This window comes from Suttonella ornithocola, from assembly GCF_001889065.1.
GTDB lineage: Bacteria > Pseudomonadota > Gammaproteobacteria > Cardiobacteriales > Cardiobacteriaceae > Suttonella_A > Suttonella_A ornithocola.
In genome coordinates this window covers 1-604 of the sequence record NZ_LWHB01000307.1, presented here as the reverse complement: position 1 = coordinate 604, position 604 = coordinate 1, and the positions used below count along the sequence as shown (strand labels likewise).

1 pseudogene is annotated in these 604 nt (G+C 33.9%); it reads right to left on the bottom strand.

Features of this window, described 5'->3' with window-relative positions:
* Window positions 1-158: 158 nt before the first annotated feature.
* Window positions 159-524: pseudogene (locus A5N85_RS13955) on the bottom strand (IS1-like element transposase); the annotation flags it as partial.
* Window positions 525-604: the final 80 nt, after the last annotated feature.

Below are 604 nucleotides of genomic sequence, written 5' to 3'. Positions count from 1 at the left end.
CGATTATTATTACCCTCAATATCCGTAGTATATCTGCTTACCTATCTTTTTAACGTTACCATCAAAAGCCGTTAAGAAGCTATCCCAATTATCACAACAAATACAACCAAAACTAATTCCTAATGCCTCAAGTTTAGCTCTCAGTTGTTTAGCTGTCTTTAGATTGCGTTTCCCCCATACAAAAGCCATATCTCACCACTATCTGGATCATAAGCATAAATTAACCAGATTTTGTTTTTCTTATGACCTACATAGGTCCAAAACTCATCAATTTGGAGTTTTTGATAGGCGTTTTGTGTAGGTTTTATTTCACAGTTAGATTTCGCTAAGACATTTAGCACTTTATATTTGCTGACTTTCTCAATAACCATAATATCAGCAATACTACAGCCTCTAACAAGCATTAGACGTATTTTTGCATCAATATGCCTTTGACAGCCTTGGTAAGTTAAATCCATTTTATCAATGAACTGTCGATGACAATCTTTGCATTGGTAATTTTGCTTACCATAGATTTTCCGTCCATTTCTTTTTTATACTGAGGCTTATGGCAACTTTGGGCAGCTGATTGTAATTTATGTTTTCATAATCCCAAATTATTCAT